18 protein-coding genes and 1 pseudogene are annotated in these 18,652 nt (G+C 67.1%); 15 read left to right on the top strand and 4 right to left on the bottom strand.

Annotation, left to right across the window (positions count from 1 at the left end; genetic code table 11):
* Nucleotides 1-49 precede the first annotated feature (49 nt).
* The 4 genes from FB157_RS20805 to FB157_RS20790 all read left to right on the top strand — a co-directional run bounded on the left by FB157_RS20805 (nucleotide 50) and on the right by FB157_RS20790 (nucleotide 4,143).
* Nucleotides 50-1,153, top strand: coding sequence for a CU044_5270 family protein (locus FB157_RS20805; protein ID WP_145881869.1), 1,104 nt, complete (start codon nucleotides 50-52; stop codon nucleotides 1,151-1,153).
* A 194-nt stretch (nucleotides 1,154-1,347) separates the two neighbouring features.
* Nucleotides 1,348-1,674, top strand: coding sequence for a hypothetical protein (locus FB157_RS20800; RefSeq protein WP_145881867.1), 327 nt, complete (start codon nucleotides 1,348-1,350; stop codon nucleotides 1,672-1,674).
* Nucleotides 1,675-2,926: 1,252 nt separating this feature from the next.
* A complete protein-coding gene (locus FB157_RS20795) occupies nucleotides 2,927-3,484 on the top strand; it encodes a hypothetical protein (protein WP_145881865.1) in 558 nt (185 codons plus the stop codon).
* Between the two features lie 299 nt (nucleotides 3,485-3,783).
* Complete coding sequence (locus tag FB157_RS20790; protein WP_145881863.1) at nucleotides 3,784-4,143, top strand: 5-carboxymethyl-2-hydroxymuconate Delta-isomerase; 360 nt, start codon at nucleotides 3,784-3,786, stop codon at nucleotides 4,141-4,143.
* 176 nt (nucleotides 4,144-4,319) lie between these two features.
* Here FB157_RS20790 and FB157_RS20785 read toward each other — a convergent pair whose 3' ends face one another.
* On the bottom strand, nucleotides 4,320-4,823 hold the full coding sequence (locus FB157_RS20785; RefSeq protein ID WP_145881861.1) for a MarR family winged helix-turn-helix transcriptional regulator: 504 nt from the start codon (nucleotides 4,821-4,823) through the stop codon (nucleotides 4,320-4,322).
* A gap of 140 nt (nucleotides 4,824-4,963) precedes the next feature.
* Here FB157_RS20785 and FB157_RS20780 point away from each other — a divergent pair, with 140 nt between their 5' ends.
* From FB157_RS20780 to FB157_RS20760, 5 genes and pseudogenes are all read left to right on the top strand, one after another.
* On the top strand, nucleotides 4,964-5,551 hold the full coding sequence (locus tag FB157_RS20780; protein WP_145881858.1) for an NADPH-dependent F420 reductase: 588 nt from the start codon (nucleotides 4,964-4,966) through the stop codon (nucleotides 5,549-5,551).
* 88 nt (nucleotides 5,552-5,639) lie between these two features.
* Nucleotides 5,640-6,350 (top strand): co-chaperone YbbN, encoded by a 711-nt coding sequence (locus FB157_RS20775; protein WP_145881856.1) that lies wholly within the window; start codon nucleotides 5,640-5,642, stop codon nucleotides 6,348-6,350.
* Between the two features lie 4 nt (nucleotides 6,351-6,354).
* The gene (locus FB157_RS20770) at nucleotides 6,355-7,347 is read left to right on the top strand and encodes a zinc-binding alcohol dehydrogenase family protein (RefSeq protein ID WP_145881854.1); all 993 of its coding nucleotides are present in this window, start codon (nucleotides 6,355-6,357) and stop codon (nucleotides 7,345-7,347) included.
* Between the two features lie 638 nt (nucleotides 7,348-7,985).
* Nucleotides 7,986-8,829, top strand: a pseudogene (locus FB157_RS20765) (PLP-dependent aminotransferase family protein); the annotation flags it as partial.
* Nucleotides 8,826-9,038 (top strand): hypothetical protein, encoded by a 213-nt coding sequence (locus tag FB157_RS20760; RefSeq protein WP_145881852.1) that lies wholly within the window; start codon nucleotides 8,826-8,828, stop codon nucleotides 9,036-9,038. The pseudogene FB157_RS20765 and the gene FB157_RS20760, both read left to right, overlap by 4 nt.
* Here FB157_RS20760 and FB157_RS20755 read toward each other — a convergent pair.
* From FB157_RS20755 to FB157_RS20740, 3 genes are all read right to left on the bottom strand, one after another.
* Entirely contained in the window at nucleotides 9,026-9,331 is a 306-nt protein-coding gene (locus FB157_RS20755; RefSeq protein WP_145881851.1) for a DUF6300 family protein, read from the bottom strand. The genes FB157_RS20760 and FB157_RS20755 overlap by 13 nt on opposite strands.
* Before the next feature lie 247 nt (nucleotides 9,332-9,578).
* The gene (locus tag FB157_RS20750; RefSeq protein ID WP_145881849.1) at nucleotides 9,579-11,264 is read right to left on the bottom strand and encodes an IS1182 family transposase; all 1,686 of its coding nucleotides are present in this window, start codon (nucleotides 11,262-11,264) and stop codon (nucleotides 9,579-9,581) included.
* A gap of 114 nt (nucleotides 11,265-11,378) precedes the next feature.
* The gene (locus FB157_RS20740) at nucleotides 11,379-11,969 is read right to left on the bottom strand and encodes a winged helix-turn-helix domain-containing protein (RefSeq protein ID WP_261386392.1); all 591 of its coding nucleotides are present in this window, start codon (nucleotides 11,967-11,969) and stop codon (nucleotides 11,379-11,381) included.
* Nucleotides 11,970-12,073: 104 nt separating this feature from the next.
* Here FB157_RS20740 and FB157_RS20735 point away from each other — a divergent pair, with 104 nt between their 5' ends.
* The 6 genes from FB157_RS20735 (at nucleotide 12,074) to FB157_RS20710 (ending at nucleotide 18,627) form a co-directional block, all read left to right on the top strand.
* On the top strand, nucleotides 12,074-12,247 hold the full coding sequence (locus FB157_RS20735) for a hypothetical protein (RefSeq protein ID WP_145881847.1): 174 nt from the start codon (nucleotides 12,074-12,076) through the stop codon (nucleotides 12,245-12,247).
* A gap of 683 nt (nucleotides 12,248-12,930) precedes the next feature.
* On the top strand, nucleotides 12,931-13,200 hold the full coding sequence (locus FB157_RS49665) for a hypothetical protein (protein ID WP_186581610.1): 270 nt from the start codon (nucleotides 12,931-12,933) through the stop codon (nucleotides 13,198-13,200).
* Between the two features lie 887 nt (nucleotides 13,201-14,087).
* On the top strand, nucleotides 14,088-15,182 hold the full coding sequence (locus FB157_RS20725) for a hypothetical protein (RefSeq protein WP_145881845.1): 1,095 nt from the start codon (nucleotides 14,088-14,090) through the stop codon (nucleotides 15,180-15,182).
* Nucleotides 15,169-17,748 (top strand): nitrate- and nitrite sensing domain-containing protein, encoded by a 2,580-nt coding sequence (locus tag FB157_RS20720; RefSeq protein ID WP_186581609.1) that lies wholly within the window; start codon nucleotides 15,169-15,171, stop codon nucleotides 17,746-17,748. Before FB157_RS20725 ends, FB157_RS20720 begins: the two co-directional genes overlap by 14 nt.
* A gap of 16 nt (nucleotides 17,749-17,764) precedes the next feature.
* Nucleotides 17,765-18,202 carry a roadblock/LC7 domain-containing protein gene (locus tag FB157_RS20715; protein WP_145881842.1) on the top strand — a complete coding sequence of 146 codons (438 nt, stop codon included), beginning with the start codon at nucleotides 17,765-17,767 and terminating at the stop codon, nucleotides 18,200-18,202.
* Complete coding sequence (locus FB157_RS20710) at nucleotides 18,199-18,627, top strand: DUF742 domain-containing protein (RefSeq protein WP_145881841.1); 429 nt, start codon at nucleotides 18,199-18,201, stop codon at nucleotides 18,625-18,627. Before FB157_RS20715 ends, FB157_RS20710 begins: the two co-directional genes overlap by 4 nt.
* Nucleotides 18,628-18,652: the final 25 nt, after the last annotated feature.

Below are 18,652 nucleotides of genomic sequence, written 5' to 3'. Positions count from 1 at the left end.
GCGGCTGGTCGCGGCCGCCCGGCCTGCGTACCTGGACCCAGGTAAGCCAGTGGACGAGACCACGCGGAGCACGGAGCTGGCCCACGCGATGGCACAGCCGCGCCGACACGAGTCGTTGCCGCGGGTGGCGTGGCGTTCCACCAGGTCGAGTTGGTGTCTGGGTCTCGTAGGAGCGGCTGCCGCCGCTGCTCTGGTGGTGGCCACGACGGCCACTCACCCGAGCGGCGATCCAGACGCCGGAGTTTCGGCCGGGGCGAGCGACGCCTCGCGCATACTGCTGGCCGCCGCCGAGCAGGCAAGCCAGCGGCCGGACCTGTCCGGCCGGTACTGGAAGGTCGAAACCCTCGAACGGGATCTGACCGCTGCGGCGATGGAGAAGAGCCCTTACACCATCAAGGGAGGGAGCCGTACGACGGAGTGGACCGACACTGAGACGGGCCGCAGCTTCTTCACCGCTTACGACCTCGGTCTCACTCCGACCGGTCCGTCGGACGTGGCGGCCTGGAAGCGAGCCGGGTCACCGAGGCGCATCACCATCTGGGCGCCGTTCGGGAAGGCCGATGTGCAGATGCGTGCTCCTGACCCCGACACGAACCGCAGTCCGGACATCACGACGCCGGAAGACGACAAGCCGTACCTCATTGGGCGCGCGGTGTCCTTGAAGGAGCTGCAATCCCTGCCCTCCGACCCGCAGCGGCTCAAGGCCGAGTTGCTCAAAGGATTCGACCGGGCTGGGGCACAGGGGCGGTCCAGGGACGAGTGGTTGTTCTCTGCTTCTCAGCGCCTGATCCTGGATCTGCCGGTCACGCCCGAGGTGCGGGCCGCCACCTTCCGAATGCTCAGCGGACTGAAGGGGCTCACAACCATCGGCCGTGTCAAGGACGCGCAGGGTCGGTGGGGTACCGCCGTGGCCCTGCGCAGAACCATCGGAAAGGACGGCGGACTGGTCGAGGACCGGCTGGTCTTCGACGCATCGACCTCTGCGGGACTGGCCTGGGAGTCGGTGGTTGTGAAGGCGGACGGAAAGTGGACCAAGGGCTTCACACCGGGCACGATCAAGAACTCCTTGGCCGTCGTCAGGACAGACTCGACGGACGAAGGACCCGAGAAGTGGCCCACAGAGGAGCTGCCTTCGGTGGGAGCCGAGCGTTGACTGGGCCACTTGGATGACGGTGCCCGATGCGAGCCCCGTGTCTGCGATCTCGGCGGCACAGGCGCGCATCGGGCACGAAGCCGCGCCTTTTCGTGAACTGCGGCACAGCGCCGGCAAGGCACCGGATCCGACAACGACCGCCTGCGACCGGCTGTACAGACGATCGGTTACCCGAACGAAGACGCACTCTGTACTTGGTCGAGAACGCGCGGCAGCGTGACCTTGATCTTCAAGAAGAATTCGGGCCTGCTGGCCGGCATCTCACCCGCGGCGGCCGCGAGCGTTGCGGCGCTGGTGCTCCCCAACCACAATCCTGCGGTCAGACCTGTGAGGTACTGCGCAAGATCAATGGCAGTGTGGCGGACATCGCTGTGGCCAACGGTGAACACATCGTCGCGACCGTACTTCGCGGCACCTTGATGACGTGTTGGTTTCAGCAGGTCACGACCGGCGTGGGAGTGGCCGCTGTCGCGTCACAATGTCAGCGGACGGCGGAGAGCAGCCTGGGGACGCCGGGCTGAGCGTAGTGTCTGCTGCCCAGTTGCTCGGCCGGCCCTGCCCGGCAGCCCCTCCCGGTGGGTTGCCCCTGCGTGGGAGCTCGCGAACTCACGTGTGCTGTTGTTGAGCAGGGGTCCCATCATGCGACGAGCCGGGCCATGGCCGTGCTCGCGGGTGACGGGTGAGTGTGACGGCGGCACGGGCAGGGTGCGGGCCTGCACTGTCCGCTGTAGCAGCACTTCCGTGCCGCCGTCAGTCTGTGGTGGTGCTGTGGTTCTGGCTGCTGCAGGACCCGGATGTTCTCAGGGGCGTCGGTGCCACCGTGTGCCTTATGCACCACGTGACCGGCGGTGAGGGCGGTAGCGAGGTGGGGAAAGACTCTGCAGCCAAGGCACCAGTCGCCGTGCTCGGTCCGGCGCTGGGCCACGGTTCGGGCCGCCGCGGTGCGCCACCGCTGTGTGTAACCACGCTCAGGGCCGCTTCTCGCTTGGTTTCGGCGGTATGTGACCTGACAGGTGTCGCAGCGCGAGGGGCTGCAGGTTACGCCCGCGGTAGAGGCAGGGACGTTGGCGGCGTTGAACGCTTATGCCGCTCATGGGGCTGAGGTCATGTTGGTCGCGCTGGCCTCGATGGAGTTGTATACGGGTACGGAGTGGCCGTTGACGCAGCCCTTCCTGGCTTCGCCGGTGGCCTTGTGCGCCCTGGCGTTGTCGATGGTCCCGATAGATACCCCCTCTCAGGTACGGAGAAGGTAGGCGCTCAGCGTGCCAGAGAGCGGTGATCAATTGTACGGTTATGCGCGTTTCGTCACATCCCTGCACGCAGCCCACGGCACCCGCCGGGCTGAATCCTGTAGGGCGCTGCGAGCCACACCTACAGCTTCCATCGCTTCCGCCTGAACGGGCGCTCCGCGCCTGCGCGGTGCCGGCGAAGGCACGGTCCGGTTCGGCGACGGTGTGCGGAGCGAGGCGCTCGGTGAGGGCCTGCAGGTGGACGCCGGCTCCAGCGGCCACTGCCGCTTCACGCGCGGCATCCTGAATACCCGACTGACCGATCGAGCTTGGCGACTTCGTCGCGGCGGCCACGGCTGCGCCGGCGCCTTCGGCTTCATAGATGCCTGCTGCCGACTGGTTGCTGACCCCTCACGGCCACTAGCACATGGTCAGGCCCTTGGGGTGTCATGCAAATACAGGACTCCCTCCATCGGCGCTGCCGCCCTAGGTTGAGGGCCGGAGCCGGTGGCCACCGGCTCCGAACCGAGTCATGGGGACAGGAATGCGTAAGACCCTTGCCGCCCTTGCCACGACGGCACTGGCCATCATGGGGACTGTGTGTGTCGCCTCACCCGCCAGCGCGGCTCCCGCGCCCAACGACTGCTGGACGATATCGAATACATCATCGAACTTCGAATACAAGTGCGAGTTCGCCCTCCGGAACTTGTCCGGCAAAACTGCCTCGCAGCAAGAAGCGATCAAGCAGGACTGGTTCAGGACGGCCACCACTGAGTTCGAAGAATTCTTCCCGTTCCAGGGATGCAGTAACGTGCTGAAGGTGGGGGACACGTGCGTCCTTCAGCCCGGGAACTCGCCCATCCAGGTCTCTGAGATGGGGAGCAATTACTTTGTGTTCAAGTCACTCCCTGGGCATCTGGAAGGTGCCAATCGCTACATCAAGTTCGCGTTCTACGTTCTTGACAACGAACTCCGGCTCGGAGTGCGCGCCTGGGGGCCGCCGTCCTTGGTCGCCAAGGGAACTGTCTGGTCAGGGGCGGCCGCGGACATTTGGGGGACATACGCCAGTGAGTTGTCGACGGGGTCCACTCAGCCACTCTAGGTATCGTCGGCTGGTCGCTCAGCGCTGAGTCTGACGACCTCGGTCGGCCGGACCCCGGCGAAAAAGTGCGATCCGTGACGGACCACAGCCAAGGGTATGGCGACAGCGACGTCGATATCCGGTGCCAGTTGCGCCAGAGACGGGTAGTGACCCACATCTGATTTCAGCGTCCCCGAAGCAGGGCTGGGCGGACGCTGAACACCGGATTGCTTGCGAATTCCCTGGCGTCTTCCGTTGAATTAGATTCAAGCCCGCTTCTTGCCCGAACGCACAATCCCGGAAAAGTCATGGAGGTCGGTATGCCGCAGATTTCCGTCGATTATTCCGAAGGCCTGATATTTGACCGCCGGGGCTTCGCTCGCGCCCTGCATGCGCTGACAGCCAAGGTGATCGGCGGCCCGATCGCCGACTGCAAGACGCGATTCCGCCGGACTGACGAGACCTTCATCAGTGATGGCGCTGAGATGCACGCCATGGTCTTCGTTGAGTTCTGGATCTTGTCCGGTCGTACCACTGCGATCAAGGCGCAGCTGAGCGAATCCACCCTTGCGCTCCTGCAGGAGAGCGTGACGTCCCCTCAAGGCAGTCAACTCCATCTTGCCGTGAGCGTGTGTGACCTGGACTCCGACGTCTACCGCCGCGTGCGCGTATCAACCTGAAGATGTCACATGCTCCGGGTCCAGATCGTCTTGTGATCAGGCGGCTTCGAACAGGGCTCCCCAAGTAGAGGCGGTATGAGTGACCACGCTGGTTACTTCGATCCGCGGCCGGTAGAGCTGATGCGGAGAGCCTGGCGCGTCTGGTAGCCCGAAGGTGCCGGGTCCAGGTCGCTGAGTCAGTGGGCTGTCTGACCCTTCACCGGTCGCGGTGGTGGTAGCTGGACAAGGCCGCGCAGTTGGCCACGCGTTCTGTCCATGATGTCGGCGAGCTGGGTCACCTGTTCGGGGGTGAGCTGATCGATGAGTCCTTCTCGTACCACTTTCAGATGCCCGGGGGCGGCCTGGTGGAGCACCTGGCGGCCTGCCTCTGTGAGGACGGCGAGCACGCCGCGCTCATCTGTTGGGTCGGTTTGGCGACGCAGCAGCCCGGCCTTTTCCAGTTGGGCGACCTGGTAGGTCAAGCCGCTGCGGGAGCAGACCATCAGGCTGGCGAGTTCGGTCATGCGGCGGCGCTCGCCGGGGCCCTCGCTGATGCGGGTGAGGATCTCGTACTGAACCTGGGTGACTCCGCCCTCCTCGCGCAGTTGGGTGTCGACGAGGCGCTGGAGGAGGTCGTAGGTCTCCAGGAGGCCGGTCCAGGCCCGCATCTCGGTCTCGTTAAGCCAGCGGAGCTCGTTCATGGGTCCAGGATACGCCAATTGCTTCGAACTCGAAATAAGTTTACAGTCGGCGTGCGCTTCGAATTCGAAGCATCTGGAGGTTCCTCGCCCAAGACCAGGGCGCGCCTCCTCCCTGCTGACCACGAGTACTGGAGAACCTGATGAAGATCGCAGTCATGGGCACCGGCAATGTCGGCCTCCCCCTGGCCAACGGCCTCGAGGCGGTCGGCCACGATGTCACCACCGTCGACTCCTCGGTCCCCGCCGAGCAGGTCGCCGCCCTGGTCGCAGACGCAGACACCGTCGTCCTGGCCCTGCCCTACGATGCGGCCCTCGGCCTGGACGAGCGCGTCGCCGCAGCCCTGTCAGGTAAGACCGTCATCGACGCCACCAACCCCCTGGCCAGTGACTACATGTCGCTCCGCGTGGGGCACACCACCTCCGGTGGTGAGCAGGTGGCGGCCGCGCTCCCCGGTGCCAAGGTCATCAAGGCGTTCTCCAGCGTCCTCGCTCCGAACCACGCGCACGCCACCATGGCCGAGCAGCAGCTGTTCCTGCCCGTCGCCGGGGACGACGAGCTGGCGAAGAAGACTGTCATCGAACTGGCAACCGAACTCGGCTTCGACGCGGTGGACGCCGGCCCCCTGTCCAACGCCCGCTACATCGAGCCCGCCACCGAACTGCTGATTCAGCTCGCGTACGGCAAGGGCCTGGGCACCGGCATAGGCCTGGTCCTCGCCCGCGCCTGACCCCGCTCGGCCCCCTGGGTGTGTCCCGCTGGAACCCAGCCGGACACACCCACGGCCGCCCCTCGCCTCCCAACGTCCGAAAGACACGATGACCACGACCACCGCGTACGCCTGCAACCACTGCAAAACGGTGATCTTCACCTCGGACCGGATCATCGGCCGCCGCGCGCTGTGGGACCTGGGCGAGTACACCGCAGACAGCTTCCTGATCAGTGCCCCGCACGACTGGTCCGTGCTGCGCCGCTACGACACCAGCCTTCACCAAGGCTGGTACTGCTGCCGCTTCATCCTGATGCGTATGACCGAGGACAAATTCCGTACCGGCGACGCCCTGATCGTCTACGCCGACTCGGTCCACCCCACCAACGCCGAAGCACCAGCGGCATCGTCGGCCAAGCACCCGGCTGTACGTCTGACCGCCTCCGACTTCGACGACGTCCTCGCGGCGCCCGCCATCGCCGACCGGCTTGCCCTCGTCAAACTGGGCGCAATCTGGTGCCCGCCCTGCCGACTCACGGATCAGGCGATCGCCCGGATCCAAGCGGGAGGTGGCGTCGGCGGCGTGGAGTTCTTCGAGGTCGACATCGACGAAGAACCCGAGCTCAGCTCCCGTTTCCCCATCCAGTCAATCCCGTACACCCTGCTCTACCGAGCAGGCCGCCGCATTCCAGTGCACTCCGCGCGATTTCACACCGTCGACGGCGGCCTCGTAGGCGGGATAGGCACCGGCGTCCTCACCACGATCCTCACCAAGGCCCTCCGCCAACTCGCGCAGGGCGCCACCACCATCGAGCTCTGAGGCCATGCACGCCATACGCCACCACCGCTTCGGCGACCCCGATGTCCTGCGCTGGGAGCAGATGCCCACCCCCGAGCCCAGCCCCGGCGAGGTGCTGCTGCGCGTTGAGGCAGCCGCGGTCAACCGCTACGACCTGCTCTCCCGCGCTGGCATCAATCCCAAGCTGCCGCTGCCCCGCATCGTGGGCATCGACTGCACCGGCACCGTCGAGCACTACGACGGTCCACGAACCGACCTGGCCCCGGGCACGTCAGTCGTTGTACTCGGGGACCGCCTCGGCAACGGCGGTCCCGGCGCCTACGCAACCCATGTCTGCGTCACGGCTGACGAGGTCTTCCCCTTGCCACCGGACACATGTGACATCACCGCTGCCTGCCTCGGGATCCCCTACATCACCGCCTACTACGCCCTCTTCCAGCGGCATCACATCCGCCCAGGTGAAACTCTGCTTGTGCCAGGAGCGGGCGGAGGCGTTGCAACGGCCGCCATTCAGCTCGCCCACCACGCCGGCATCCGCGTCCTTGCCACTTCCCACGGCCCGGCGCGCTGCAACCGAGCCCGGCGCCTGGGCGCCGACGAATGCTTCGACTACAGAGCCGACGACATCCCCGCCCAGGTCCGCAAGGCCACCGACGGCCGCGGCGTCGACGTCGTACTCAACGCCGTCGGCGGCGACACCATCGCCCAAGGCCTTCAATGCCTGCGCGACCGCGGGCGCCTCCTGGCCATTGGCAGCGCTCAGGGGCGCCAGTTCGCCTTCGACGGCTTCCGCTTCTTGCTGCGCGAACAGCAAGTCATCGGCGTCAACGTCACCCCACTCACTCCCACCCGCCGTTTCGCAATCTTCCAGAAACTGCTGGCACTGATCCAGGCCAGCCACATCACCGTCCCCATCGACCACTTCCAGCCGATGGCACAGGCCGCCGAAGCCCACCGGCGTATCGAATCCGGGGCTGCTCTCGGCAAGACCGTACTCATCCCCCCACCTGCCTCCTGACCAGCGAGTATCGGCCGGGCAGCGCATGGCATGGGGACACGGTCAACGCAGCGCTCGCATGGCCTTGAGGCCTCGACCCTTCAGCGCCGTAACCCACACCCCCACCCCAACGCCTGTGAAGGCCGCAGGCGAAGTTCCTCGCCAGACACGAGGCGCTGGACGATGCTCCCCCTCATCAGGCCGCAACTCAGCCGCCCGTCGGCTCACGGTGGCGATGAACAACACCACTGCCACTGCGATCGGGGCGTAGCTGAACAAGATGAGCGTGACGAGCGAGACCTGGGACAACATGAACAGCACGCCGCTGATCACCGGGCCGGAAGCTGTTCAGACACAGCGCAGAAATAGCAGCACACCCGGGCCCACGCCATCCGCGGTTGCACCTGCCATCGAGAGGGCGGGCGCGCATCCTGATCGCACTCTCTCGGGCCTCTGACCCCGCCCGCCCCCGTACCCCGTGAGCTCATCGGGGGCGGGCGGACCAGGCCCCGGCCGGACACTGATCCGGCCGGGGCCGCCTTGCAGTGAGGCCACTTCGGCACGACGACCCTGGACGCACACGCGTAGGTGTCCCACGCCAACAGGAGTAGGCAGTTTGGCCAACGGTGACAGAGCGCGGGCCACGGCAAGCGGGCATCGAGGGGATCCACCGCATCGCTGTTGAGGACCCCAGTTCGCTCGGGTCGCGCCAGTTGCTCAAGTACATCGGCCACGAGGTTCTTCCCGTCCCCGTGGATGCGAGCGGCCTCGACGTCGGAGCGCTGCGTGCCAGTGGCGCCCGGGCGGTGCTGCTGACCCCGGCACACCAGTTCCCGACCGGTGTCGTCCTCGACGGGGAACGCCGCCGCGAGCTGCTGACCTGGGTGGCCGACGGCGGGGTGGTCATCGAGGACGACTACGACGCCGAGCACCGCTACGACCGGCCGCCGGTGCCGGCGCTGCGCTCGATGCTGCCCGACGGCGTCTGCTACGCGGGCAGCATCTCGAAGCTGCTCGCGCCCGCACTACGGGTGGGCTGGATCCTCGTACCGTCGGGCCGCCTGGACGCCCTCGTGACAGCCAAGCGATACGCAGACCTCGGGAACAGCGTCCTCACCCAGCTTGTCCTCGCCCGCCTGATGGACTCGGGGGAGCTGGAGCAGCACCTGCGCCATGTGCGGCTGCGCCACCGCCAGCGCCGGGACACGATGCAGCGAGCCCTCCAGACGCACCTCCCCGGCGCCCGTATCCACGGACCGGCCGCCAGCCTGCACCTCGTGGTCACCTTCGGGGACCCGACAGGCGGCGACCGGGGCAGCGGCTTCCGCGACACCGACCTTGCCGGCGCCGCCCTCGCCAAGGGGGTCAAGACACATTCCCCTGTCCTGGCACCGGATCAACCCAGGCCCTCCCGGCCTGGTCCTCGGCTACGCCGCAAGCCCCACCCACCAGATCGACGAGGGCATCATCACCATCGGCACCGCGTTGCGCGCCCTCCTTTGACTGACCCCGACGCCGCGCGGGCCGAGACCCGACAGTTCAACGTCTGCTTCACCGCCCGCGTGGTCGGCGGCCTACTCACGATCTCGGACGAGTCAACGGAGCTGCGGTTCGTCCAGCCGCACGAGGTAGATCATCTGCCGATCCACCACACGCAGCGGCTCCGGATCGGTCACTTCCTGGAGCACCGTGAGCAGCCCTACCTCGGCTGATCGAAACCAGGCATCCTCATGAGGCCGCGCGCGGCCATCGCCTCGATCTGCCAGGCCTGGGCCAGCTCCTCGAATTCCCTCATCCTCTCAGGGGCACTGCCACCTCCCTCGCGGAGGAAGCTCACGAGCGGGCCGCCGGCCGGTGCGTCGGCGTCGCAAATTCCGCAGAGCTGGATGACGATCTGTTGCCCGAAGGCGTTGAGATCGAGCATCTGTCCGCTGATGATTACCCGGTTCGCGTCGCATCGGGTACACGGCGGCAGGCTGGGGGCTCGCTGGGTCTCGTGGCGCATTTCAGCCCTCTGTAGTGGGGCGGCTATCTAAAGGTTGTGTGCCGAACGCGGTTTCAAGAGGTACTCAGGGCGCCGCTTCGTCCTGCCCGGGCTCCGAGTAGGGCGTGAACCACAGCGCTCCCACTCTCCGTTCTCCGGGTTGGTGGGGCCGTTCGCGGCTCCGGCACTGGTAGCCCTCCCGCTTCTGTGGCCAGTCGGTACAGGGAGGGCGGCAGCGCCCCCGGATACAAGGCGGAGACGCTGTTGGCTAATTCGGGGGCAGGCCCTTCTCAGCCCCGCCGGGCTTCGGCTCGGCGGGGCTGAGTGCTGCGAAGTGGCTGGTGCGGGTGCGGGCCCGGGGTGTGCCGGTCAGGTGGGCGTCGATGCGGACGAGGTTGATCGCGGCGCCGGTGAGCTGGTGCTGGAGGCTGGTCTTGGCCAGGCCCAGGTAGCGGGATCTGCGCAGGCCGCAGCGGTTGATGCCCTGGGAGATGGTGCCCTCGACGCCGGCGTGGGTGTTGTAGCGGGTCTTCCAGGTGTCGGTGTCCTGCTCGGCGCGGGCCTGGCGGAGGGCTTCGTGTTCCTGGCGGGGCCGCAGGGTCAGGCGTCGGCCGAGCTTCGAGGTGGTGCACCGCTCACGGACCGCGCAGGGACGGCACAGCCCGCCGGCGAAACGGACCCGGATCACCGGCGTGCCCTCGGGAGAGCGGTCCGGGCCCCAGCAGGTCGTGGTCTTCCCGCCGGGGCAGGTGACCTGCTCTGCTTCCCAGTCGATGGTGAAGTCGTCGGCGGTGAATCCATCGCCTGCGGCGGCCTGGTGACTGATGGCGGCGGCGACTGGTCCGGTCAGCGGGATGCCGTACTGGCGACGGGCACTGACCAGTACGTGCGCATCGACGTATCCGGCGTCAACGAGGTGCTCTGTGGGCAGACGGCCCGCCCTGGCGAGCTGGGCATGCACGACCTCGGTCATCGATACATCGGGCACCGTGGCGTCGGTGGTGTCCACGTTCGTGATCAGGTTCGGGATGTCCGGCTCGCAGGTCTCGGTGAGGTGGACCTTGTATCCCGCCCATGCGACATCCCGCTTGACGCTGTTGCGGACCTCAGGGTCATAGGGGTTGACCAGGCAGATTGCGCCCGGCGGCCGGTCTTTTGGGTCCCTGCGCCTCACCTCGCCCTCGACCTGGTGGAAGTTCTGCACCCACATCTGCCGAAGGTGCTCCACCTGCGGAAGCGTCCCCAGTTCCTGCGGTGCCGTGCGGGACCAGACGGCCTGAAGCAGCCGTGTCCCGTCCCGGCCGATCCGCAGCCCCATCTCGTCCCGCTGGGTGCGGGCCTTGGGGAACCGGGAGTCCTCGGCCCTGGCGGCGTAGCGCTTGAACCAGTCCGGCTCGGCGACCTCGGCCAGCCAGTCGGGAGCAGCCTGGGCCAGCGTGTTCAACGCCGACCGCAACGTCTCCGCCACCCGCTCCAGCCAGACGACGTCCCGGGCCGCTGTCAGCACGTGGGTGGAGTCGGTCCTCGCCCGGCCGGCCGTCTTCAAAAGCCCTTTCTCCCCGGCCGCGGCAAGGATGCCGTCCAACACCCGCAGCCCTGCATCCGCCTCCACCAGACGGTCCCGGAACTCCGAGAGCACCGAGAAGTCGAACCCGGGATCACTGAGTTCCAGCCCGAGCGCGTACTTGAAGTCGATCCTCGCCCGCACCGCCTCTGCGGCCTGCCGGTCGGTCAGCCCCTCCACGAACTGCAACACCAGCACGAGCGCCAGCCGCCCCGGCGACCAGGCAGGCTTCCCTCGCGCCGGGAACAGGTCCGCGAACTCCTCGTCGCTGAACAGCGGCCCCAGCTCGTCCCTGACCCGGATCGCCAGGCTGCCTTTAGGGAACGCGGCCCGCGCCACCCGCACCGTCTCCGCCGGGACCTCACTCGGCCCGCTCGGCTGCATCGACACCCGCACCCACCCCACACGACAACGTCGGCCTTCGGCACAGCCGGGTGCGGGAGCCGGGCCGCATCGCGATGAGTCCGGCCACGGACAGGCGTCCCGAGCGTCGGCCGCTCACCGTCACGACCGGGGTGCGGCCTCGCCGGCCCCAAGTGCGTCCCGGCCGTCGCGTGAAGCCCGCCTCGTCCTCGAAGCAGACGTAGCCCCCGCACGCCGCCCGGGCTCTTTTACCTCGGCCCAAGTCGCCTCCTTCCATCCGGTCACGGCCTGCTCGTCGCGCTCGGCGACCCGCCGGGCGGGGACCTGCGGGCTGAAGCCGAGCCGGTGCATCAACCGTGTGGCCCCCGAGACGCTGTAGGAGACGTGGAACTTCCTGCCGATCAGCGTGGCCACCCTCGCGGCCGTCCACACCTGGTCCTCCACCCAGCCATGCGCGGCAGGACCCTCATCGAGGTACGCGGCCAGCTTCTCCAGACAGCGCGGGGACAGTCGGCATCGCGATCCACTCGGGCCACGGGAAGCCAGTGCCCGCGCGCCGCCGTCCCGCCACATCTGGTGCCACTGGTAGGCCGACTTCGGACTCACCCGCAGCCGCCGTGCGACCTCCGTCGGCTTGATCTTCTGCTCGAACAGCTCGGCTGCCTGCATCCGTACGGTCTCCCGGCGCTGACGTCCCGCAGGACTCAGCCCGCCCCGATCCGCATACCTCATACACCAGGGGATACAGACAACAGTCCGGGTCCATCAGGCACTTCGAAGAAGATCACCCTAACGAGCCGAAGTCAGTATCGCCGTAGACGCCTAAGGAGTGCGCGGTGACATCCGAGAAGTCCAATCGCGATCAGCGCCCCAGGGAACGCACGGAACGCGCGGGCCGCAGGCCCGGAGAGCTCAGCAGCCTCGACGTGTGGGCCCGGTCCGCCCCGATCCGCCTGGCGGGCTACGAGGACGACCTCGCCGAACCCCACATCCTGCCGAGCGTGGACTGACCCACCGGTCTTCAGTGCCCCGGAGGGTGTGAGCGCGACGGTGCGCCGTCGTGCGCCCAGGGGGTGTGAGTTGGCCTACTGATCAGATGGCCTCACGGACGGCTCTCCCTGATCCAGCTCACAGACGGTAGGGGTAGAGCCGCAGCGCCCCCGGTCCGACAGCCGGGGGCGCTGCCGTGGACCCATCCAAGTGAGTTGTCTGAAGAAGGTCCGAGTAGCCCAGACGTTGGCCTGCTCCAAGACGTCGGCGACCCTGGGCAGCGCCTGGACAACCACGACCGGCGGCTCACCCTGGCTCGGCACCTGGCGGACGCACACCCGGACTTTGCCGACGCCGCATACCGACGGCTGCAAAACGTGTGCGCACTCCCGGAAAGCGTTGCCCGGCTGATGTGATCACTCTCCAGGGGATTCTCTCTTCCCGGCCAAACCCTGGTGGCAGTGAGGACTGAACCACCGCGGCTCTTTCCACCGTTCTCCGAGATGGCGGAGCCGTGCGGGGCTCCGCTGCAGACGGCCCTTCCCGGCCCCAGCCAGGCGGCACAGGGGAGGGCCCACAGCGCCCCCGGATGCAAGGGCCGGGGGTGCTGTCGTACGCCCATCCGGTTGAGGTGTCTAAAGAAGGTAGATCCTCGCTGGTGCCGAATGCCCTCACATTCGGCCCCCCGTGCCCCGCGCCCTTCATGCAGATGTTGATCACAGCGCTGCCGTGCTTGCGCATCTACCCTCGCCATGCGCACTGCACCAGCCGCAGCGGTGCCTCGACGTTCACCGTGAACGTCGCACGCCACGCCTGGGGGTCGACATCCGTGAACGGCCCGGTACGGCTGATCGGTCCCCGCGTTGTTGATCAGGACGTCGCGTCGGCCGAACTCTCCGACGGCCAGGTCCGTCAGCATCCGCGGCTGCTCCGGGTCGGGCTACGCGTAGCAGCGAACAACGATTGGCTGTGATCCCATATGGGGCGGTTCGTCGCCATCGAGCCAACGTGTTGATGCTCCGTCCCACCTCTCCAGACGACATTCACGGCCTGATCGGCTGGGAGAGCGAGGCGGACACCTCGATGTGGTTGGGCGAGACTGAGCTTGCTTGGCACAACCGTGCTTTGGCCGATCCCGATCAGGAGCACGTCGTCGCCGTGGACGGCGAAACTCTCGTGGGGTTGGGTCTGATGCAGGTTCGGGTGACCCGATCGTGCAGCAGACCCCCCATTCCCACAGCCTGGCAGCGTGAACATCCCCTCAACTTCGCGGACTTCGCGTTCCACGGCCAACCAAGCGCAAGGCCGTCAGCGCGCCGGCGATGGCGCGCCCGATCCCCCGCATGAGTGGTGAACAGCGAGGGGTGACGAGCGTGCGTGAGGCGGTGACGCTGCTGCCGACGAGCGCCAACCCGACCATGCCCGGAAGGAGCCGGGCGAACAAAGCAGGGAGCGTATCCACACGCCCTCGCCATGGACGTCATGGGCAGGCAGGTCCACAACACCATCGTCCCAGGGGATCAAGAATCCACGCCGGATTGTCGGCCCAATCGACACGGGATCGGCGGGCTATGAGCGTGCTGCCGTGATGCCGCAGCGGACCGACGGACCCACGCCGCCCACCGCCGCGAGGGGCGGCCCAGCGGTGACGATGGCGGGGCCGCCACGGTGAAGTGTCGGGCTTGTGAACTCTGCCGCGCTGTCGGTCCGTGTTCTCCCCAGAGGGGCAGCCTCAGACGTTGTCACATTGGGAAGTCGGTGCCATTGATCATGCCCGGGATGTTCCAGGCTCAGCGGGGCCCGTCGCCGCGGCGGCGCCTGCTCGCTTCGCTTTGTGCCGCTCTCGCTCTTCTGGCGCCGATGATCTACATCACAGCGCAGTTCTGGGATGTCACGAGCCGCGACCTGGAATTCGTGCAGGCCGAGCGGCAAGGCGTCGTGTATCTGCGGCCCATGAGCGAGCTGGTCGCAGCGCTTGCTGACGCGCAGTCCGTTGCGGTGGCCGGCCGCCGTCCGGACACCGGGGAGATCAACCGGGTCGTGAAGGAGCTCACGCAAGCGGACAGGACCGTCGGCGAGAGCCTTCGCGTCCACGACAGCTGGACCGCTCTGCAGACCAAGATCGATCAGCTGCAGGCCACTCCACAGGTCGGCAAGAGTGCTTACTCGACGTACTCCGAGACGATCGATGTGGCACTCATTCTGATGCTGCGGATCGGGGACACCTCGAACCTCATCCTGGATCCTGAGATCGACAGCTACTACCTGATGGACGCGGGAATGCTGCGGCTGCCTGCGCTGATCGCCGACAGCGGTCGCATGCTCGACCTGGAGGTCCTGCGTAACCAAGGCACCGGCAAGGACCTACCGCTCGCCCGCGTGCTCGTGGCTCGTGACCGGGTGAGCACCGCAGCTTCTGCTGTCGAGGCAGGGCTTGCCAAGAGCTTCGGTGCCAGTGCCAGCGGCACGATCGGCAAGGGCTTCCTCGACAAGATCGACGCGTTCCAGGCGGCTGTCGAGCCACTGGCACCGAGTACTCCTCTCGTCGAGCAGCCTCTTCCGCCGAGCGTCGAACTCATGCGCTCCGACCGCTCCCAGCTGTCCCAGACTGCGCTCCAACTGGACACCTCCACGCTGAATGCGCTGGACCACCTGCTCGGAGCACGGCAGCAGGACACCGAGGAGAACCGGCAAGGGGTTGCGCTGGTCCTGATCATCTGTGCCCTTCTCGCGGGGGCGGCGATGTGGCTGCGAAAGGGCACTCGGCTCTTCCGGGGCAAGCCCCGGCCACCGGGCCGGACCGGCGGCAGGCGGGCGTCGGGCTCGGCCGACCACCAGTACGCCGAGCAGTCCGACGGTGATGAGCATGCCGGGAGCCACCCGGACGCAGGATCGCCCGGCCCGGAAAGCAACGGTCGGCTCGCGCGGGGGAGTGTGGCCGATGCGGCTCGGTGATCTGCGGGTACGGCACCGTATCGGGGTACTGGCCGCGGTTCCGCTGACAGTTTCGCTGCTGCTCACGGCTCCCCTCGTCATCGAGCGCATGCAGTCGGCGAGTGATTCGGCACGGTCCGCCTCGAAACTAGAACTGGCACGGCAGGTGGGCGGTGTCATCGCCGATCTCCAGCGGGAACGTCTGCTCTGCGGTGCGTATCTCGCCATCCCGGGCAGCGCAGGCAACCCGGTCGTACAGCAGGCAGCACGCACCGACGCGCACGTCAGCGACCTGCGGGAGCGGCTGGAGAGCGGAGAGTCTCCAGCCCTGACGGCCGCACTGGGCGATGTCTCCGACTTGGACCGGGCCCGGCGCCTGGTCCTGGAAAGAGGCCTGACCTCGACGGATGCCAACACCCAGTACAGTGCGCTGATTTCCGCGCTCATCAACGCGCTCAGACTGAACACCACAGACGTGGGTGCGTCCGAAGGGACCCTGAGGAACGAGCAAGCAGCAATGGAGGCTCTGCTGCGCGTGCAGGAAGACAGCAGCAGCCTCGGCGCCTCCCTGCTGGCGGTGGTGTCGAACCCCGATCAGACACGGCAGCTGATGGGTGAAGTCGAGGGCCGGACAGCCGAGGAGGCTGCGGAGAGAAGCCGGTTCTTCCGGGTCGCCAGCCCCTCGGAGGCGGAACTCTTCCAGGCGGTCGAATCCGGCAGCGCCGCCGCCAAGATCAAGAGTTATGCCGACGCGCTGGCCCTTTGGGCGTACGCCGACCAGGACGGCGGACTGCAGCACAGTGAGCGCCCAGATGGCGTCACCGTCCCGCGCATTCTGGCGGCCGCCGACTCCCAGGACCAGCTGCGGCTGCTGGTGCAGAACAAGACCTCACGAGACGCCTCCGCACTTGCCTCCGACCGTGCGACACAGGCGAACAGCCTGGCAGTCCTCTTCCTCCTGGCCGCTCTTGCGCTCTCGATCGGCATGGTCTGGCTGACCACGCGGATCGCCCGGTCCATAGCCAAGCCGCTGGGACTGCTGCACGGTGCTGCCGAACAGGTTGCGCAGGCCGCCGATGCCGAGTTGACCCGTGTGGCAGACGATACGGTCGCCGGCTCATCCCCCGCCGAAACAGCAGCGCATCTGATGCGGGTCCCGGAACTGGGCAAGGACGAACTCGGTCAACTGGCCGTGGCCTTCAACCGCGTCCAGGAGTCCGCCGTCACCCTTATAGAGCGACAGGTGCGCAGCAGCACCAACACCACCGCCATGCTGGGCAACGTCGGGCGCCGCACGCAGAATCTCGCCGCGCTGCAGCTGTCGATGATCGACGCGATGGAGCGTGGCGAAACCGACCCTGCACTCCTGGAGCGTCTGTACCGGCTGGATCACGTCTCGTCCCGGCTGCGCAGATATGCGAACTGCCTCATCGTCCTCTCCGGTTGGGCCGAGCCGGAACTACAGGGCTCAACGGTTGGGCTGAGCGAGCTGACGCGCTCCTCACTGAGTACGATCGAGGAGTTCCAGCGCGTCCAAGTGGGGCACATGCCTGCAGTCCAGGTGGCTCCCCATGCCGCATCGGACTTGGCGCTCCTGATCGCGGAGCTGCTCGACAACGCCACCTCCTTCTCGCCGCCGGCCACATCCGTCGAATGCTTTGCCAACCAGCTGCCTGGCGGGAACGTCGAGATCCGGATCATTGACCACGGCATCGGCATAACCGCATCCCGCCTCGCGGAGGAGAACGCGCGGCTCGTCCGCCAGGAGCGACTTGATCTCGTGCCGACCGAGGTTCTCGGACTGTTCGTTGTAGGACGGTTGAGCAGACGCCACCACCTTCAGGTACAGCTGGACCATACGCCGGGCGGCGGTGTCACCGCCCACATCATGCTGCCCCCTGAGGTATTCCGAAGGACGGAGCCGGCTGAATGGGAAGCGGCATCACGCGAGCTTGAAGCTGCCTCCGTGGCTTCGAAGGCGGACGCCGTTGCAGAACTGCCGCGTCAGGCAGGTGCGCTCGAGGAACTGGACCTGCCGACCGGGACGCCCGCGCTCACTCTCGTTGCGTCGGGGGGACAAGTGTCTGTCTCCGAGGAGCAGGTCACGGCCGACACCTCGAGCAACACGGGGCGGATACTGTCCGTCTCTCCTTCGGGCGCGGGTGCCTTCGACTGGTTCAACCGGCAACTTGAGGACGAGATCAAGCGCGTGCTGGACCACCGGCCGGTGCCGCTCGGACCTGACCCCGAGGTGCCCGAGTCGTTCCCGCCTCCCGCTCCCTGGCCCGCACTGGTAGCGGTGCCGACCCCATCGGATGATCAGGACCGGTCCCGGACCTCCGCGGATGTGGCCGCCCCGGCGCCCGCGTCGGCAGACTTCGGAGCCTTCGCGGAAGGCAGGCGGGCGCAAGGTCGCCTCGCACGCAGGGTGCCAGGTGCCCAGCTGCCTACCGGATCCGTCGCTCCGGAGAACGGATTTCTCGGCGTTGGTGCTGTGGATCCAGAAGCAGTACGGGCCATGATCAACGACTTCGAGGCCGGCGTAGCGCTGGCCGCGGAAGCCGGCACGAGTCCAGAGCGAGATTGAGATGAGGAAGTCTGAAATGCAGCTGAATCCGTCTTCTGGGCTGAGTACCGATGCCGCTAACTTCAACTGGCTGCTGAGCCGGTTCGCCGAGGGCACCGCCGGAGTTCGCGACGCAATCGCCGTTTCGGCCGACGGGCTCATGATCGCCTCATACATCGCGGGGGAGCGGGCGGACGCCGACCGCCTCTCCGCCATCGTCGCGGGTATGACAAGTCTCGCGGGCGGGGTCGCCGGGTCCTATCGGCTGGGCGCACTCAACAAGGTCATCATTGACATGGCCGGCGGATACCTGCTGATCACCGCCATCGGGTGTGGATCGGTCCTCGGTGTCGTCGCATCCAAGGAGGCAAATCTCGGGCAGATCGCCTACGAGATGGCCTTGTTCGCCAACCGGGCCGGTTCCGCCCTGACCCCGGCACTCGTCCATGAGCTCAAGACCCACGCCCAGTCATGACGGCTTACCCACCCGAGCCGCCCTCAGACGGGGCCGGCACATGGACTCCGGGTCATCGGGACGCCGCCTTCGGTGAGGCCGTACCGCTCGGCCTCGCCCCCCGTCCGTTCCTCCTCACACACGGTCGCACACACAGTGCGAGCAAGGCCATCGCCATCGAGACGCAGGTGGTGGCGAGCGAACGCGCCCAGGTCGGATGGGAGTTCGTGACGTTCGAACGTCGCGACATCATCGAACTCTGTCGTGAACCCCTGTCCGTGGCTGAGATCTCCGCCCGTCTTGGCCTCCATCTGAACGTTGTCCGTGTCCTGGTCGGTGACCTGTACGCCGAAGGCCGCGTCACCGCCTATCTTCCCGAGTTTGATGCTTCCCAGGACGTCGACACCCTTCGGAGGGTCATCCGTGGTCTCCGCGCAATCTCCTGAATCCCACTCCGGCCCGCCGGGGAGA

The organism is Streptomyces sp. BK340 (assembly GCF_007827595.1).
In the GTDB taxonomy this organism is placed as follows: domain Bacteria; phylum Actinomycetota; class Actinomycetes; order Streptomycetales; family Streptomycetaceae; genus Streptomyces.
Note: the sequence above shows the minus strand (reverse complement) of the source record. Positions and strands in the feature narration are given on the sequence as shown.

Excerpts from the sequence above, each read along its gene's own strand:
- FB157_RS20785 (WP_145881861.1), bottom strand. The coding sequence starts at position 4,823 with ATGAACGAGCTCCGCTGGCTTAACGAGACCGAGATGCGGGCCTGGACC.
- FB157_RS20770 (WP_145881854.1), top strand. The coding sequence starts at position 6,355 with ATGCACGCCATACGCCACCACCGCTTCGGCGACCCCGATGTCCTGCGC.
- FB157_RS20715 (WP_145881842.1), top strand. The coding sequence starts at position 17,765 with ATGCAGCTGAATCCGTCTTCTGGGCTGAGTACCGATGCCGCTAACTTC.
- FB157_RS20710 (WP_145881841.1), top strand. The coding sequence starts at position 18,199 with ATGACGGCTTACCCACCCGAGCCGCCCTCAGACGGGGCCGGCACATGG.
- FB157_RS20720 (WP_186581609.1), top strand. The coding sequence starts at position 15,169 with ATGCGGCTCGGTGATCTGCGGGTACGGCACCGTATCGGGGTACTGGCC.
- FB157_RS20790 (WP_145881863.1), top strand. The coding sequence starts at position 3,784 with ATGCCGCAGATTTCCGTCGATTATTCCGAAGGCCTGATATTTGACCGC.
- FB157_RS20740 (WP_261386392.1), bottom strand. The coding sequence starts at position 11,969 with ATGAGGTATGCGGATCGGGGCGGGCTGAGTCCTGCGGGACGTCAGCGC.
- FB157_RS20775 (WP_145881856.1), top strand. The coding sequence starts at position 5,640 with ATGACCACGACCACCGCGTACGCCTGCAACCACTGCAAAACGGTGATC.
- FB157_RS49665 (WP_186581610.1), top strand. The coding sequence starts at position 12,931 with ATGCAGATGTTGATCACAGCGCTGCCGTGCTTGCGCATCTACCCTCGC.
- FB157_RS20755 (WP_145881851.1), bottom strand. The coding sequence starts at position 9,331 with ATGCGCCACGAGACCCAGCGAGCCCCCAGCCTGCCGCCGTGTACCCGA.
- FB157_RS20780 (WP_145881858.1), top strand. The coding sequence starts at position 4,964 with ATGAAGATCGCAGTCATGGGCACCGGCAATGTCGGCCTCCCCCTGGCC.
- FB157_RS20795 (WP_145881865.1), top strand. The coding sequence starts at position 2,927 with ATGCGTAAGACCCTTGCCGCCCTTGCCACGACGGCACTGGCCATCATG.
- FB157_RS20725 (WP_145881845.1), top strand. The coding sequence starts at position 14,088 with ATGATCTACATCACAGCGCAGTTCTGGGATGTCACGAGCCGCGACCTG.